Below are 16276 nucleotides of genomic sequence, written 5' to 3' on the forward strand. Positions count from 1 at the left end.
CGGGGTGCCCGAACGGACTGCGGACGGGAAGGCGGGAGAGCGGCGGGCGGGGGAGGGATGGCGTTTCATCGGGGGGAGGTTTCCTGGTTGGATTTCGGATGGGGGCCACCGAGCTGGTCGAGCAGGGTGCGCGCGTCCTGCAGACAGCGTGCTGGCAGCAGGTCGCGCTGGCGTTCCGGTTCTTGCGGTGGCATCGGGAGAGGAGGACGGTCGCGCCGCGGCGCGACATGCGAGGCGCGGAGGGGTGCGGAATGGCGTGGCGCGGGCGGCGCCGGGTGGTCGAGGTCGTCGCTCCACGGGTCGAAGCCCAGCGGCTGCGCGGCGGCGTAACTGACCACGGCCTGTGCCGGCCGGCGTTCGCGCGGGTCGAGCATCTCCAGCGCCCGGTGCGCGATCGAATCCGCGCTCGGCCACGCGTTGCAGGCGTGGCGCGCATTGGCGTCGGTGCGCGCCGGCGAATCGATCGCCAACAGCTGCACCCGCACCGGGAACGCACGGGCCTCGTCGTGCAGCACCCGCGCGAGCATCCGCAGCGCCGCGGCGCCGATCGAGTAATGGCCATAGCCGGCCCACGGATGCTCGGCGCCGGGACCGCCAATGAGCACGTAGCCGGCGTGGCCGTGTCCGGCCAGCAGCGGCAGCAGGTGGCGGGCGGCGAACAGGTGCGGCAGCAGGTCTTCGTCCAGGCGCCTGCGCAGGAATTCCTCCGGCTGGTCGATCAGCCGCCCGCGCTCGATGCTGCCGCGGATCGCGGCAACGACGCCCGACAGCGGCCGGTCGAGGTCGCGCAGCCGCTGCGCCAGCGACGCGGCCTCGCCATCGCTGGCGACCGAGGCGTCGATGGGGGTGATGTCGGCGTCGGGGTGGCGCTCGCGCAAGGCCGACAGCGCGCCGGCATCACGGGCGATGGCGATCACCGGCTGCCCGGCCTTGCACGCGGCGTCGACCACGGCGCCGCCGATGGCGCCGGTCGCGCCCAGGACCACCAGACTGTGACGCGGGACAATGGTCATTGTCCCGCTCCCGGGATTTTGTCTCCCGAAAACCCCATCCTTTCGCCGCGGTCGGGGTCCGCCAGCACCGCGTCCACCACTGGCAACAGCAGCATCGTCAGCGGCAGCGCCAGCAGCGCAGCGAGCCCCATGGACTCCCAGAACGAGACCTCAAACCATTGATTGAAAACGAAAGAAGCCAGCAGCAGCAGGTCGAGCAGGGCGAAGGCGACCAGGCTGGACTGCAACAGGCGACGGCGGACGGGGGGGCGCATGGCGGGGCTCGCTTGGCGGGATGCGGCACAAGGTAAGCCTCGAACCGGCACTTGATTAGCCGGTGAATCGGGGAATAATTGTCCCTCGCTTGGGCCAATGCCCACGCACCTGTCGGAGCACCCCCATGGCCCGCGATCTCAACGACACCCTCGTTTTCGTCAAGGTGGTCGAGCAAGGCAGTTTCATCGCCGCCGCCCGCACCCTGCGCCTGCCCAAGACCACGGTCAGCCGCAAGGTGCAGGAACTCGAAACGCGCCTCGGCGCGCAGTTGCTGCACCGGACCACGCGCAAGCTCGGTCTGACCGAAGCGGGCAACGTCTACTACGAACACAGCCAGCGCATCGCACGCGAACTCGACGAAGCCGAGAGCGCGGTCGGCCAGCTGCAGGGCGGTCCGCGCGGCTGGCTGCGCGTCACCGCGCCGTATTCGCTGGGCATCGAACGCATCGCGCCGCTGCTGGGCGAGTTCCACGCGCGCCATCCCGAGGTGCGGGTCGAGATGATGCTGTCCAACGAACAGGTCGACTTGATCGACAAGGAGATCGACGTCGCCCTGCGCCTGGGCAACCTGCCCGACTCCAACCTGGTCGCGCGCAAGCTCGCGGTGCTGCGCACCCAGGTCTACGCCAGCCCGGCCTACCTCGAACGCCACGGCGAACCGCTGCACCCGGACGACCTGCAGCACCACCGCACCCTGGGCATGCAGAAGATGCACCGCAACAACCACTACTTCTGGCCGCTGAGCGACGGCGAGAACATGGTGGAATATCCGATCGAGCCGATCATGGTCGCCAACGACCCGGCCGCGGTGCGCGGCGCGCTGCTGTGCGGCGAGGGCCTGATGCTGGCCAGCGACATCATGGTCAAGGCCTATGCCGAACAGGGCTACATCCGCCGCGTGCTCGCCGGCTGGACCGGGCCGGAGTACGAGCTCAACGCGCTGTTCCCGCGCGGCCAGGTGACATCGCCCAAGATCCGCGCCTTCGTCGATTTCCTGGTCGAGCGCCTGAGTTTCGACTCGGACTACATGCAGGTGCTGTGCCCGGACGCGCGCGCGCGCTGCATCGCGGCGAAGAAGGCCGCCGACAGCGCGACCACGGTCAACGCCGAGCTGGCGCGTGCGTCGAAGCGCAGCGCGAAGGCGGAGGAAGCGCGCGACGACGAGGACGTCGAGCTGGTGTAATTCCGGCGGGGTCAGGGACGACCTGCGGGAAGCCCCTCCCCTTGAAGGGGAGGGCTAATATCCGCGCGGCGCTTCCCTGGCGCTGGATGCCTTCGCACAATCCACCGGTAGGGTCTTCATGAAGCAAGCAATCCGCTCGATGGGCATTGGTGCCGTGCTTTGCGTGTGGTTAGCGCCGCCCGCCGCCATGGCTGCAGACGCGGTACCCGCACCGGTGCGTGCCGCGGCAGCCGGGCCGGTCGTGCAGACCACCGACGTCGACCTGTTCTATCGCGTCTACGACGCGGCCGGCGGCCATCCGACCGCCGAACAGCTCCAGCGCGACTACCTCGACCAGGGCTCGGACGGGCTGCAGGTGCTGGCGCGGGAGCGCAACGTCACCGGCCAGCGGATCGCCGACGCGCTGGCGAAGAATCCGTCCCTGTACACCGGCGCGAAGCGCTGCCTGTCCGCCCTGCCGCCTGCCCGCGAACGCCTGGAGGCCGCGCTGCGCGAGCTCGCGCGCCTGTATCCCGAGGCGCGCTTTCCGCCGGTCACCGTGGCCATCGGGCGTGGCAAGCCGGTGGCGATCGGCGCGTCGGACACCGGCATCCAGGTCGGCCTGGAGGCGCTGTGCGCGATCGACTGGCTCAACCCGGACGTCGAGGATCGCATCGTCTACGTCCTTGCCCACGAGTACGCGCACGTGCAGCAGGTCCACGCGGATGCGATCAGCGACAAGCCATCGCCCACCGTGCTCGAGATCTCGCTGATCGAAGGCATCGCCGAGTTTGTCGCCGAGCTCACCGCCGGCAAGGTCGCCTATTCGCGCAATGCCGCCGCCGCGGCCGGGCGCGAACTGGAGATCGAAACCCGCTTCGCCGCGGACATCGACAAGAACGACCTGTCCGACTGGGCCTACAACACCACCCCCGACGCCCCCGGCGACCTCGGCTACTGGGTGGGCTACCGGATCGCCAAGGCGTATTACCGGAACGCGCCCGACAAGCGCCAGGCATTGCGCGACATCATGGAAATGGAAGACCCCAAGGCCTTCCTCGAAAAAAGCGGCTGGTACCCGGGCATCGAGTTCGACTAGCGCGACCCGGAAATACCTGCGTAAACCCGCGGGAGCGGCCATGGCCGCGATGGTTTTCCGAGGGACTTCATCGGTCATGCCGCTCCCACCGGAGCACGGATCCGGGCCCGCTACCGCGCCGAATGCCCGCTCGCGTCGTGCTCGCGGGTGAACAGGTCCGGCTTGATCAGGTCGACGAACGCGCGCGCCTGCGGCGACAGGTACTTGCCCTTGCGCATCACCACGCCGTAGCTGCGCTGCGGGAAGTAACGCGCCAGCGAGCGCGCGGCGAGGCGTTCGCGGTCGGCGTCGGTCAGGCAGATCGAGGTAACGATGCTGATCCCCAGGTCCATCGCCACGTACTGCTTGATCACCTCCCAGCCGCCGACTTCCAGCGCCACCGTGTACGGCACCCGGTTCTGCTGGAACACCAGGTCGACCAGGCGGTAGGTGGTCAGGCGCCTGGGCGGCAGGATCAGGCCGTAGGGCGAGAGGTCTTCGAGCGCCAGCTGGCGCTTGCCGGCCAGCGGGTGCTCGGGCGGGGTGATCAGCATCGGGTCGAAGCGGTAGACCGGCGCGTAGTCGAGGTCGGCCGGCACGTCGAGCATCGAGCCGACCGCCAGGTCCGCCTCGTCCGAGCGCAGCAGGTCCAGGCCGCCGGCACCGGTGACGTTGTGCAGGATCAGGCGCACGTCCGGCTGTGCGGCGCGGAAGGCTTCGACGATCTTCGGCAGCAGGTAGAGGATCGTGGAGCTGCCCGCGGCGACATGCAGTTCGCCGGCATCCAGGCCGCGCAGCTGCTCGTGGAAGGTGCCATTCAGGCCATCGATGCCTTCGACCAGCGGCCGCGCCAGTTCGTACAGCGTTTCGCCCTCGCGGGTGGGGATCAGGCGCCGGCCGCTGCGCTCGAACAGCCGCACCCCCAGCTCCCGCTCCAGCGCCTGCAGCTGCTGGGTCACCGCCGGCTGGCTGACGAACAGGGCCTCGGCCGCGCGCGAGACCGAGCCCAGCCGGGCGGTCTGGCAGAAGGCGCGCAGGGGCTTGAGCCGGTCGCCCTTGTAGGCGAAGCGCGGCGTTGAAGCGCGTGTTTCCGCCATTTCCAAACCAAGTATTAGTAGAACTAATGATTAGCATTGAAAAAACTGTGTTGTCAAATACAGTACCCAAGCGGATGGTCGGGTTCCCCACGCTCCACAGGAACCCGCCATGTCCGCAGTCCTCAGCGACCCGTCCGCCACGACCGGCATCGAGGTCGCCGCCCGCGCCGAAGGCCAGGATGCACTGCTGACGCCGCCGGCGCTGGCCTTCCTGGCCGACCTGCACGGCCGCTTCGAGTCGCGCCGCCGCCAACTGCTGGCCGCGCGCCGCGAGCGCCAGGCGGTCTTCGACGGCGGCGGCCTGCCCGACTTCCGCGCCGACACCCGCGCCATCCGCGACGGTGACTGGCGCGTGGCGCCGATCCCGCGCGCCCTGCTCGACCGCCGCGTCGAGATCACCGGGCCGGTTGACCCGAAGATGGTGATCAACGCGCTCAACTCCGGCGCCAACTGCTACATGGCCGACTTCGAGGACTCGACCGCGCCGACCTGGGCCAACCTGGTCGAAGGCCAGCGCGCGCTGCGCGAAGCGGTCGCAGGCACGCTCGCGTTCAATGCAGGCAACGGCAAGGCCTACGCGCTCAAGCCGTTCGAACAGCAGGCGGTGCTGATCGTCCGCCCGCGCGGCTGGCACCTGGACGAGAAGCACGTGCTGGTCGACGGCGAACGCATGTCGGCGAGCCTGTTCGACCTCGGCCTGTTCGCGTTCCACAACGCCGCCGCGCTCGCGCGCAAGGACCGCGGCCCGTACTTCTACCTGCCCAAGCTGCAGTCGATGGAAGAGGCCGCGCTGTGGGACGACGTGCTGGCGCACGTCGAGCGGCAGCTGGGCCTGCCGCGCGGGCAGATGAAGGTGACCGTGCTGATCGAGACGCTGCCGGCGGCGTTCGAGATGGACGAGATCCTGCACGCGCTGCGCGGGCGCATCGCCGGCCTCAACTGCGGCCGCTGGGACTACATCTTTTCCTACATCAAGACCCTGCGCGCGCACCGCGACCGGGTGCTGCCCGAGCGCGCGCAGGTGACGATGACCCAGCCGTTCCTCAAGGCGTATTCGGAACTGCTGATCCAGACCTGCCACCGTCGCGGCGCGCATGCGATGGGCGGGATGGCGGCGCAGATTCCCATCAGCGGGAATGCTGCCGGTGCCGCGGTCGCCAACGATGCAGCGATGGCCAAGGTGCGCGCCGACAAGCTGCGCGAGGCCGAGGCCGGCCACGACGGCACCTGGGTGGCGCATCCGGCGCTGATCCCGATCGCGCGCGAGGTGTTCGACGCGCACATGCCCGGCCCGCACCAGCAGGATGTCGCCCGCGACGACGTGCAGGTGACGGCCGCCGACCTGCTCGCGCCGTCGAAGGGCACGATCAGCCGCGCCGGCTTCGACGGCAACGTCGAGGTCTGCGTGCGCTACCTCGCCGCCTGGCTCGACGGCAACGGCTGCGTGCCGATCCACCACCTGATGGAGGACGCGGCCACCGCCGAGATCGCGCGCGCGCAGCTGTGGCAGTGGCTGCACAGCGATGGCCTGCACCTGGACGACAGCACCGCGGTGGATTTCTCGCTGCTCGAACGCGCCCTGCTCAACCTGCCGGCGCGGCTCGGCGACCGCAGCAAGCTCCCCGGCGGCAGCCGGGTCAGCGAGGCGATCGGCGTGCTCGACCGCCTGACCCATGCCGACGTGCTGCAGGACTTCCTGACGCTGCCTGCCTACGAACGACTGCCCTGACCGAGATTTTCCCCCTCCCCTTCAAGGGGAGGGCCGGGGTGGGGATGGGTTCCCCCACCGCCACCGGAATGCCGAATCCCCGCCGTCAAACCCATCCCCTCCCAACCCTCCCCTTGAAGGGGAGGGCTTCAAAGCCCCCGAGGATCGACGCCATGAAGATGCAAAACCTGCAAACCGCCGAGCAGCTCAACCTCGACTGGTGCAACAACCCGCGCTGGAAGGGCATCACCCGCAACTATTCCGCGCAGGACGTGGTGCGCCTGCGCGGCACCGTGCACATCGAGCATTCGCTGGCCAAGCTCGGCGCCGAGAAACTGTGGAAGTCGCTGCAGACCGAAGACTTCGTCAACGCGCTGGGCGCGCTCACCGGCAACCAGGCGATGCAGCAGGTCAAGGCCGGGCTGAAGGCGATCTACCTGTCCGGCTGGCAGGTGGCCGCCGATGCCAACCTCGCCGGGCAGATGTATCCCGACCAGTCGCTGTACCCGGCCGACTCGGTGCCGGCGGTGGTCAAGCGCATCAACAACACCCTGCTGCGCGCCGACCAGGTCCAGAACGCCGAAGGCAAGGGCGACGGCATCGATTTCCTGCAGCCGATCGTCGCCGACGCCGAGGCCGGTTTCGGCGGCGTGCTCAACGCGTTCGAGTTGATGAAGGCGATGATCGAGGCCGGCGCCGCCGGCGTGCACTTCGAGGACCAGCTGGCGTCGGTGAAGAAGTGCGGCCACATGGGCGGCAAGGTGCTGGTGCCCACCCGCGAGGCGGTCGAGAAGCTCACCGCCGCGCGCCTGGCCGCCGACGTGATGGGCGTGCCGACGCTGATCGTCGCCCGCACCGACGCCGAAGCCGCCGACCTGCTGACCTCGGACGTCGACGACAACGACAAGCCGTTCTGCACCGGCGAACGCACGCCCGAAGGCTTCTACAAAACACACAACGGCCTGGACCAGGCGATCAGCCGCGGCCTGGCGTACGCGCCGTTTGCCGACCTGGTGTGGTGCGAGACCGGCAAGCCGGACCTGGCGTTCGCAAGGAAGTTCGCCGAGGCGATCCACGCGAAGTATCCCGGCAAGCTGCTGGCCTACAACTGCTCGCCGAGCTTCAACTGGAAGGCCAACCTCGATGACGCCACGATCGCGAAGTTCCAGAAGGAAATCGCGTCCTACGGCTACAAGTTCCAGTTCATCACCCTGGCCGGCTTCCACGCGCTCAACTACTCGATGTTCAATCTCGCCCACGGCTATGCGCGGCGACAGATGAGCGCGTTCGTGGAGCTGCAGGAAGCCGAGTTCGCCGCCGCCGACAAGGGCTTCACTGCGGTCAAGCACCAGCGCGAAGTCGGCACCGGCTACTTCGACGCCGTCACCCAGGCCATCCAGGGCGCGCAGTCGTCGACGGTGGCGCTGAAGGGCTCGACCGAGGAAGCGCAGTTCACGACCCGCGCAGCCTGAACGCCAGGCAACACGCGCGCACGGACGAATGTGGGATCGGCGTCGCATCAATGCGCGCCGATCCCGCGAGGCGCGCGCCAACGCGTTGCCGGATTGCACGGCATGCCGGCGACACGTGCACGACTAGGGTTTGCCCCAAAGTGCCTGCGCAGGAATGCGCCAATACGCTTTGCCCATTGCAACGTTGGAGTTCAACAGATGGGCAGCGTCGATTCCGCGGTAAGCCTCACCAAGGACCGCCTGGAGCAGGGCATCTTCGACTGGGACGTCAGCAAGGGCGACCTGGACGACATCACCGGCGCGATCAACGGCCTGTCGCCGCAGGAGCGCAACGAGTTCATCAGCAAGCTCAGCGATGACGACATCAAGAACTGGACCCAGGAGATCGACGGGCTGAGCGGTTCGTTGAGCGCGAGCGAGCGCGCCGACGTGTTCAACAAGCTGGCCGAAGGCATGGACGCGACCCAGATGGCGCGCTTCGTGAAGGCCTTCGACGGCAGCCCGGGCGGGCGCAGCGCGCTCGCCGACGCCGTCGCCAGCCACGGCAGCATCGAGGCCAAGACCGGCTTCATCGAGGCGACCAAGGGCAGCATCGACGGCGAGTACAGCGCGACCCAGGGCAACTGGGGCAACGCGGAGACGGCGGCGATCGGCAAGATCCTGGCCAGCCTCGACGGCGACCCGGCCGCGTTCGAGCAGGCCGTCGGCTCGCTCAGCCAGGACCAGCTGCAGGACGTGATGTCGGTGGCCATGGGCCGCCGCTACATCGCCGATTTCTCCGGCAGGACCGCGGGAACCACCAGCTACGATCCGTCCGCGCTCACCGGCATCCTCGAGGCGGCCGAGGGCACCGACCTGGCCACGCGCACGGCGGTGTTCGAAGCGGCGATGCCGCAGCTCAAGACGATGCAGGGCGACAACGTCGGGATGTTCGGCGCGGAATCGTTCGTCGACGGCGTCGCCCAGGCGATGGGCCAGGTGCTGACCCGCGACGAGGCGACCGCCGCCGGGCTGGTGGATACGCCCGCCGCGCCGCCGGGCGTGTCGATGGACGACAACATCGCGCAGGCCCAGCAGCACGGGTTCCCGCAGGACCTGCCGTGGTTCTACAACCAGGTCAAGGGCGGCGCCGAATGGGACTTCAAGCAGCAGGGCGCGCAGTACGAGAACTTCGGCAACTTCCACTACGGCGTGGTCGCAGCGGCGATGGGCATCCCCGAGGATGTCGCGCTGCGCGCCGCCGGCTTCGCCCAGGAGCAGGCGGGTACGTCGAAGGACGAGTGGGGCAACCCGATCGACATCGGCGGTTCCTATGGCGACGATCCGCGCGACCAGCAGCAGATCAAGGAAGGGTACGAGTACTACAATTCGGGCCTGTACAGGGTCTGGTCGGATTGAGTGACACCGGCATCCACTCACTGATGGCAAGCGAGGCACATGCATTCCATGCGATCGATGGCGCGTACCTGGCGCCATGCGTTGCTGCTCGTCGCGCTGGCGCTGGCGTGCCTGGCTGGCTGCGGCACGTCGCAGCGGGGCGCTGACGTGGAAGTGGCACGGGTCGCTTCGCCCGATGGCGAAGTCGATGCGGTGCTGACCGAGCACAACCCGGGGGCCACGGCGTCGTTCGTCTACCGCATCCATGTGGTGGCGCACGACGGCGCGTGGGAAGGCAGCCCGGTTGCGGCCGAACTCTATGGCGCGACCCGCAACGCCAGCGCGTATGGCGTTGACCTGCAATGGCGCGACGCGGGCACGGTGGAGGCGCGTTACCTGCAGGCGCGTTCGATCGAAGTGCCCGGGCGCACGCTCGATGTCGATGGCCACGCCGTCACCGTCGTGCTGCGCGACGGCATCGAGAATCCCGGGGCGCCCGCCGGCGGCATGGCGCCTGCCCGCTGAGGAAGGCTCGAAAGTGCCACTTCTCGATCGGCATTCCTGCAAGGGCGGGACGAGTGCGACGCGCGGCATGACGAAGGGGCGCGTGGTGCGAACGCAACGACGCATCAGCGTCTTCGGTTTCCAGGCACCTGGGGAAGGACTTGGATAATCGTCGTCATCCCCGCGGAGGCGGGGATCCAGCGACCTCGAGCGTTTGAAATCAAGGACGCCGGATTCCCGCGCGACCACGCAAGCGTCCGTTGAAAGCCGCGGGAATGACGATCAAGAGCGCAGCGATCCCGACCTTCGCCCGGGGCGAAATGCGTGGGCCGTGCGATGCCGAAGCCTGCTCAGGCCGCATGCGCCGCAAGGCCGCGGTCCAGCCCGCGATAGCCCAGCGCCTCGGTCAGGTGCGTGGTGGCGATGTGTTCGCTGCCGTCGAGGTCGGCGATGGTGCGCGCCACGCGCAGGATGCGGTGCATGGCGCGCGCCGACAGCTGCAGGGCGTCGATCGCGCGTTCGAGCAGCTGCTGGTCGCCATCGGACAGGCGGCAGGCGGCCATGGTGGCGGCCTGGCCGAGGCGGGCGTTGGCCTGGCCGGCGCGCTGCAGCTGTCTTTGCCGCGCGGCTTCGACGCGGACGCGGATGTCCGCGCTGCACTCGCCTTCCGGCGCATCCGGCCGCAGTTCGGCCGGAGGCAGGCGCGGCACGTCGACGTGCAGGTCGATGCGGTCCAGCAGCGGCCCGGAGATGCGGCCGCGATAGCGCCGGATCGCATCCGGGCTGCAGCGGCAGCGCCCGGATACGTCGCCGGCCCAGCCGCAGGGACAGGGATTCATCGCGGCCACCAGCTGGAAGCGCGCCGGGAACTCGCTCTGCCGCGCCGCGCGCGAGATCGTCACCACGCCCGACTCCAGCGGCTCGCGCAGCACCTCCAGCGCGCGGCGGTCCCATTCGGGCAATTCGTCGAGGAACAGCACGCCGTGGTGCGCGAGCGAGATCTCGCCCGGGCGCGGCTCGGCGCCGCCGCCGACCAGGGCCACCGCGCTGGCGGTGTGGTGCGGAGAACGGTACGGACGCTCGCGCCAGCGCGCGGGATCCAGGCCGCGGCCGCTGACCGAGGCGATCGCGGCGGTTTCCAGCGCTTCGGCCTCGCCGGCCTCCGGCAGCAGGCCGGGCAGGCGCGAGGCCAGCAGGGTCTTGCCGCAGCCGGGCGGGCCGACGAGCAGGATATGGTGGCCGCCGGCGGCAGCGATCTCCAGCGCGCGCCGTGCATGCAGCTGGCCGCGCACGTCGCGCATGTCGGGGCCATCGGCGCACACCGCGGGCGGTGCGACCGCCAGCGGCAGCTCGCGGCTGTCGCCGAGCATCGCGCAGACTTCCAGCAGCGTGCGCGCCGTGCGTACTTCCAGATCCTGGGCGAGCGCGGCCTCGGCGCCGTTGGCCACCGGCACCACCAGCCGCCGGCCGGCGCGCGCCGCAGCCAGCGCTGCCGGCAACACGCCGTCGACCGCGCGCAGCTCACCGGTCAGGGCGAGTTCGCCGAGGAATTCCCACTGCGCCAGCGCCTGCAGCGGCACCTGGCCGCTGGCGGCGAGGATGCCCAGCGCGATCGGCAGGTCGAAGCGGCCGCCGTCCTTGGGCAGGTCGGCCGGCGCCAGGTTGATGGTGATCGCGCGCTGCGGGAATTCGAACTGCGCGCAGCGGATCGCCGCGCGCACGCGGTCGCGCGACTCGCGCACCGCCGCTTCCGGCAGCCCGACCATGTTCATCCGCGGCAGGCCGCCGGCCAGGTAGACCTCGATCCGGACTTCCGGCGCGTGGACTCCTGCGCGCGCACGTCCGTGCACGAGCGCAAGCGACATGGCGCGGGCCTCAGTGCGCTTGCGGCGGCAGCGGCGATGCGGCCAGCTGCGCCTCGAGCGCCTGCACCTGCCGCTCCAGCGCGTCGAGCTTCTCGCGCGTGCGCAGCAGCACCGCGCGCTGCACGTCGAACTCCTCGCGTGTCACCAGGTCCAGCCGCGCCAGGCCCGACTGCAGCACCGCCTTGAAGTTCTGCTGCAGTTCCTCGCGGCCTTCGCGCATCGACGGCGGCACCAGGCTGCTGAGGCGGCGGGCAAGGTCGTCGATGTGGTTGAGATCGATCATGGGGATGGCTCCTCTTGGGGTCGGCCCAGCTTGTCGCGGTAGCCGTGCCGGCGCCATCGGTGCAAGGCGCGACGTGGGGTAGGAAAAGCCTGACACAGCCGCCACCGCGGCCGCCACTGCGGCACGCCCGCGCTATGCTGGCCGCATCCGCAGCGGGGAAATGCAATCGATGAAAATGGTGATGGCGATCATCAAGCCGTTCAAGCTCGACGACGTGCGCGAAGCGCTCTCCGACGCCGGCGTCGCCGGGATCACGGTCACCGAGGTCAAGGGCTTCGGCCGCCAGAAGGGCCACACCGAGCTCTACCGCGGCGCCGAGTACGTGGTCGACTTCCTGCCCAAGATCAAGCTCGAGGTCGCGGTGACCGACGACCAGGCCGACGCCGTGGTCGAGGCGGTGATGAAGGCCGCGGGCACCGGCAAGATCGGCGACGGCAAGGTGTTCGTCTGGGACCTGGAACGGGTGGTGCGGATCCGCACCGGCGAGCTGGACGGCGACGCGCTGTAGCCCGACGTCGGTCAGGCCTTCCCGCGATACAGGCGCTTCCACGCCCCGCGGATCGCACGCACCCAGCGTGGCTCGGCCAGCACCACCGCTTCGGCAGGCGAGGGCGGCGTGCCGGTCAGGCGCGACTGCAGCTTCACCACGTTGGCCAGGTCGCTGCGGCGCAGTTGTCGCCCGAGCGGACTGCGCGCCAGCCAGGCGGGCATCGGCAGCGCCGAGGCGAAATCGACCACCCGCGGGATCCCGCCGCTGACCAGGATGTTGGAGCCGTGCAGGTCGTTGTGCGCGATGCCGGCCGCGTGCAGCGTGGCGATCGCGGACTTGAGGCGCCGGAAGACCTCGTCCGACGTCATCGCCACGTCGCGGCCGAGCACCTGGCCGTCGATGAACTCCATCCCCAGCACCAGGCCGCCGATCGTGCCGAGCAGCGCGGGCGCGTAGCCCCAGCCGGAGAGGCGTTCGAGGATCCTGGCTTCGCGCCGGACCAGCAGGCGCGCCAGCGGCGACAGCGGGGTCCGGCGATAGCGCCGGTAATCCTTGAACACGGCCTGGCGCGTGCCCAGTCGGGCGACATAGACGTCGGGTTCGAGGAAGCGGGTGCCGCGCTTGAGGACGCGTGCACGGGCATCGGGCGCGGCCGGGATGGAGAAGGGGCAGGGGCGGGTCGTCATCGATGGATCTGCGCAACGCCGTCGTCGGGGGGGCGCGTTGCACGTCGCTCTTAGGGTTCGGGGGCGCCGCCGGAACATGCTGTACCGGTCGGTTCAATAAATAATAACGCCGTTCCGACATCTTTCCGACATCTGCGCGTGCCACACAGCGTTTCCCTGCGCGCACCAATCCGGCGGCGGTTTGCACGCCGTGGTGCGGGTCGCAACGGGGTTTGGGGAATTTCCTGCCGTGCCAGGCTGGCAAGAGCCGACCAGCAGGCGCCGGCCGGCCGCCGCGAGCTATCCGACGGGCGTCGCCCGTTCAGGCGCGGCGGACCCGGAACGGCTCGTGATCCCGGATGCGGCCTAGCAGTGTTGCTTCGTCAGGGCTGCAATGCTCCCGACGAGCGTGGCTTATTCGCCCAGCGCCTCGGCGACGAACGGCGGCAGCGTCGCCGCGCCCTTGTGGATGTCGGCGCTGTAGTACTTCGTGGCGAAGGCCTTGCCGCGGGCGTCGGCTTCGCGGAAATCGAAGCCACCCCGCTTCGGATCGGCATGCTTGCGCGCCAGCGTGCAGCTCCACCAGCCGGTCGGGTAGCACGGCTGCGGGAACGGCAGGGTCTGGAACGTGGTGAACCCGGCCTTGCGCATTTCGCCGCGCATTTCCTTGATGAGATCCAGCAGCACCAGCGGCGATTCCGACTGCTGCACCAGGATGCCGTCATCCTTCAGCGCGCGGAAGCAGCTGTCGTAGAAGGCCTTGTTGAACAGGCCCTCGGCCGGGCCGACCGGATCGGTGGAGTCGACGATGACGATGTCGAGGCTGCCGGGCGCGCAGTTGGCCATGTAGGCGATGCCGTCGTCGAACAGCAGCTGCGCGCGCGGGTCGTCGTTGGATTCGCACAGCTCGGGGAAATACTTCTCCGCCATGCGCGTGACCTGTTCGTCGATGTCGCACTGCACCGCCCGCTCCACGCCCGGGTGCCGCAGCACTTCGCGCAGGGTGCCGCAGTCGCCGCCGCCGATGATCACCACCTGCTTCGGTCCGGCGTGGGTGAACAGCGCCGGGTGCGACATCATCTCGTGGTAGAGGAAGTTGTCGCGCGTGGTCAGCATCATCGCGCCGTCGATCAGCATCAGGTTGCCCCAGTCGGTCGATTCGAAGATCTCGATCTTCTGGAACGGCGACTGCACCTCGTCGAGCTTGCGGGTGATGCGGTAACCGATCGCCGAGCCGGCGGGCTCGAAGTTCTCGTACATCCAGGTGGGCTCGGTCATGGCGGATCGCTCGGTCGACATCGTGAGGCGTGGATTGTAGCGAAGGCCGATGACGGTCCCTGCACCAACGGACGCTAGAATGCGCGTCCCGCTGGATTTCCCGGATTGCTGCCATGACCGCGTGGTCACCCGACCAGGCCCGCAAGACCTATTCGATCCCGCACTGGGCGGCCGGCTATTTCGACGTCGACGACGGTGGCCGGGTCGTGGTGCGGCCACGCGGCGCGGGCGGCCCGACGATCGCCCTGCCCGAGGTCATCGACCAGGCACTGGCGCAGGGCGCCAACCTGCCGATGCTGGTGCGCTTTCCCGACGTGCTTGGCGACCGCCTGCGCATGCTGCAGGACGCATTCGCGCAGGCGAAGGCCGACTGGGACTACGCCGGCGGTTACACCGCGGTGTATCCGATCAAGGTCAACCAGCACCGCGGCGTCGCCGGCACGCTGGCCGCGCACGCGGGCGAGGGCTTCGGCCTGGAAGCCGGCAGCAAGCCGGAGCTGATGGCGGTGCTGGCGCTGTCGCGCCCGGGCGGGCTGATCATCTGCAACGGCTACAAGGACCGCGAATACATCCGCCTGGCGCTGATCGGGCGCAAGCTGGGGATGAACACCTTCATCGTGGTCGAGAAGCCGTCCGAGCTGCGGCTGGTGATGGAGGAAGCCAAGGCGCTGGGCGTGGAACCGATCCTCGGCGTGCGCATGCGGCTGGCGTCGCTGGGCGCGGGCAAGTGGCAGAACTCCGGCGGCGACAAGGCCAAGTTCGGCCTCAGCCCGCGGCAGCTGCTGGACCTGTGGAAGTCGCTGCGCGACGCCGGCATGGGCGGTGCGCTGAAGCTGCTGCACTTCCACATGGGCTCGCAGATCTCCAACGTGCGCGACATCGCCCGCGGCATGCGCGAGGCGTCGCGCTACTTCGTCGAGCTGTCGCAGCTGGGCGCGGTGATCGACTACGTCGACGTCGGCGGCGGCCTCGGCATCGACTACGAGGGCACGCGTTCGCGCAGCTACAACTCGGTCAACTACGGCATCGCCCAGTACGCCTCCAACATCGTCCAGCCGCTGGCCGACGCCTGCGCCGCCAACGACCTGCCGGCGCCGCGCATCGTCACCGAATGCGGACGCGCGATGACCGCGCACCACGCGGTGCTGGTGGCCAACGTCTCCGAAGTCGAGGCCGCGCCGGAAGGCCGCGTGCCCGACGAGCACGACGACGAGCCGATGGTGATCCGCCACCTGCGCGGCATCCACGCCGAGCTCGACGAACGGCCCGCGGTGGAGCTGTACCAGGAAGCGCAGCACTTCCACGCCGAGGGATTGTCGCTGTACGCGCTCGGCCAGCTCGACCTGGTCCACCGCGCGCGCATCGACGACCTGTTCTACGCCATCGCCCACGCGGTGAATGCGCGCCTGACCTACCGCGAGAAGAGCCACCGGCCGCTGCTCGACGAGCTCAGCGAACGGCTGGTCGACAAGTACTTCGTCAACTTCAGCGTGTTCGAATCGATGCCGGACGTGTGGGCGATCGACCAGGTGTTCCCGATCGTGCCGATCGAGCGCCTCGACGAGGCGCCGACCCGCCGCGGCATCATCGCCGACCTGACCTGCGACTCGGACGGCAAGATCGACACCTACGTCGAGAACGAGGACCTCGACACCTCGCTGCCGCTGCACGAACTGCGCCACGGCGAGAGCTATCGCCTCGGTTTCTTCCTGGTCGGCGCCTACCAGGAGATCCTCGGCGACATCCACAACCTGTTCGGCGACACCGACGCGATCGAGGTCAAGGTCGACGGCGACGGCTACACGATCGCCCAGCAGCGTCGCGGCGACACCACCGACGTGATGCTCGATTACGTCGGCTACCAGATCGACGACCTGCGCCGGACGTATCGCGACAAGGTCGCCGCCGCGAACCTGGCGGCCGACGAGGCGCAGCGTTTGAACGACGCGCTGGAAGCCGGGCTGACCGGTTACACGTACCTGGACGACACGCCGCTGGCGTAGCCGCCTTGCGCTTGTGTAGGAGCGCG

General features: G+C 69.2%; 15 protein-coding genes. 8 read left to right on the forward strand and 7 right to left on the reverse strand.

Annotated elements, in window-relative coordinates:
* Positions 1–65 precede the first annotated feature (65 nt).
* Entirely contained in the window at positions 66–1013 is a 948-nt protein-coding gene (locus ACTJIL_RS15690) for an SDR family NAD(P)-dependent oxidoreductase (RefSeq protein ID WP_440756540.1), read from the reverse strand.
* Positions 1010–1267, reverse strand: coding sequence for a hypothetical protein (locus tag ACTJIL_RS15695; RefSeq protein ID WP_440756541.1), 258 nt, complete (start codon positions 1265–1267; stop codon positions 1010–1012). Before ACTJIL_RS15695 ends, ACTJIL_RS15690 begins: the two co-directional genes overlap by 4 nt.
* A gap of 125 nt (positions 1268–1392) precedes the next feature.
* Here ACTJIL_RS15695 and ACTJIL_RS15700 point away from each other — a divergent pair, with 125 nt between their 5' ends.
* Together ACTJIL_RS15700 and ACTJIL_RS15705 are read left to right on the forward strand one after the other, a co-directional pair.
* Positions 1393–2451 carry a LysR substrate-binding domain-containing protein gene (locus ACTJIL_RS15700; protein ID WP_440756542.1) on the forward strand — a complete coding sequence of 353 codons (1059 nt, stop codon included), beginning with the start codon at positions 1393–1395 and terminating at the stop codon, positions 2449–2451.
* Positions 2452–2638: 187 nt separating this feature from the next.
* Positions 2639–3529, forward strand: a complete 891-nt coding sequence (locus ACTJIL_RS15705; RefSeq protein ID WP_440756543.1) for a DUF2268 domain-containing putative Zn-dependent protease — start codon at positions 2639–2641, stop codon at positions 3527–3529.
* Positions 3530–3639: 110 nt separating this feature from the next.
* On the opposite strand, the gene ACTJIL_RS15710 is transcribed toward ACTJIL_RS15705, so the two are convergent.
* On the reverse strand, positions 3640–4605 hold the full coding sequence (locus ACTJIL_RS15710) for a LysR family transcriptional regulator (RefSeq protein WP_440756544.1): 966 nt from the start codon (positions 4603–4605) through the stop codon (positions 3640–3642).
* Positions 4606–4714: 109 nt separating this feature from the next.
* Here ACTJIL_RS15710 and aceB point away from each other — a divergent pair, with 109 nt between their 5' ends.
* The 4 genes from aceB to ACTJIL_RS15730 all read left to right on the forward strand — a co-directional run bounded on the left by aceB (position 4715) and on the right by ACTJIL_RS15730 (position 9687).
* Positions 4715–6334, forward strand: coding sequence for a malate synthase A (gene aceB / locus ACTJIL_RS15715; RefSeq protein ID WP_440756545.1), 1620 nt, complete (start codon positions 4715–4717; stop codon positions 6332–6334).
* A gap of 158 nt (positions 6335–6492) precedes the next feature.
* Positions 6493–7785: an isocitrate lyase gene (aceA, locus tag ACTJIL_RS15720; RefSeq protein ID WP_440756647.1), complete on the forward strand. Its 1293-nt coding sequence runs from the start codon at positions 6493–6495 to the stop codon at positions 7783–7785.
* A 198-nt stretch (positions 7786–7983) separates the two neighbouring features.
* Positions 7984–9183 (forward strand): polymorphic toxin type 44 domain-containing protein, encoded by a 1200-nt coding sequence (locus ACTJIL_RS15725; RefSeq protein WP_440756546.1) that lies wholly within the window; start codon positions 7984–7986, stop codon positions 9181–9183.
* 48 nt (positions 9184–9231) lie between these two features.
* On the forward strand, positions 9232–9687 hold the full coding sequence (locus tag ACTJIL_RS15730; protein WP_440756547.1) for a hypothetical protein: 456 nt from the start codon (positions 9232–9234) through the stop codon (positions 9685–9687).
* A gap of 329 nt (positions 9688–10016) precedes the next feature.
* Here ACTJIL_RS15730 and ACTJIL_RS15735 read toward each other — a convergent pair whose 3' ends face one another.
* Together ACTJIL_RS15735 and ubiK are read right to left on the reverse strand one after the other, a co-directional pair.
* The gene (locus ACTJIL_RS15735; RefSeq protein ID WP_440756548.1) at positions 10017–11531 is read right to left on the reverse strand and encodes a YifB family Mg chelatase-like AAA ATPase; all 1515 of its coding nucleotides are present in this window, start codon (positions 11529–11531) and stop codon (positions 10017–10019) included.
* A 10-nt stretch (positions 11532–11541) separates the two neighbouring features.
* The gene (gene ubiK / locus ACTJIL_RS15740) at positions 11542–11814 is read right to left on the reverse strand and encodes a ubiquinone biosynthesis accessory factor UbiK (RefSeq protein ID WP_440756549.1); all 273 of its coding nucleotides are present in this window, start codon (positions 11812–11814) and stop codon (positions 11542–11544) included.
* A gap of 169 nt (positions 11815–11983) precedes the next feature.
* Here ubiK and ACTJIL_RS15745 point away from each other — a divergent pair, with 169 nt between their 5' ends.
* Positions 11984–12322: a P-II family nitrogen regulator gene (locus tag ACTJIL_RS15745; RefSeq protein ID WP_440756648.1), complete on the forward strand. Its 339-nt coding sequence runs from the start codon at positions 11984–11986 to the stop codon at positions 12320–12322.
* An 11-nt stretch (positions 12323–12333) separates the two neighbouring features.
* Here ACTJIL_RS15745 and ACTJIL_RS15750 read toward each other — a convergent pair whose 3' ends face one another.
* Positions 12334–12990, reverse strand: a complete 657-nt coding sequence (locus ACTJIL_RS15750) for an RIO1 family regulatory kinase/ATPase domain-containing protein (protein ID WP_440756550.1) — start codon at positions 12988–12990, stop codon at positions 12334–12336.
* Positions 12991–13383: 393 nt separating this feature from the next.
* Positions 13384–14247, reverse strand: coding sequence for a polyamine aminopropyltransferase (gene speE, locus ACTJIL_RS15755; RefSeq protein WP_440756551.1), 864 nt, complete (start codon positions 14245–14247; stop codon positions 13384–13386).
* A 113-nt stretch (positions 14248–14360) separates the two neighbouring features.
* Between speE and speA the strand changes: the two genes are divergently transcribed.
* The gene (gene speA, locus ACTJIL_RS15760) at positions 14361–16250 is read left to right on the forward strand and encodes an arginine decarboxylase (protein WP_440756552.1); all 1890 of its coding nucleotides are present in this window, start codon (positions 14361–14363) and stop codon (positions 16248–16250) included.
* Positions 16251–16276 lie beyond the last annotated feature (26 nt).

This window comes from Luteimonas sp. 22616 (assembly GCF_052044325.1).
In the GTDB taxonomy this organism is placed as follows: Bacteria; Pseudomonadota; Gammaproteobacteria; order Xanthomonadales; family Xanthomonadaceae; genus Luteimonas.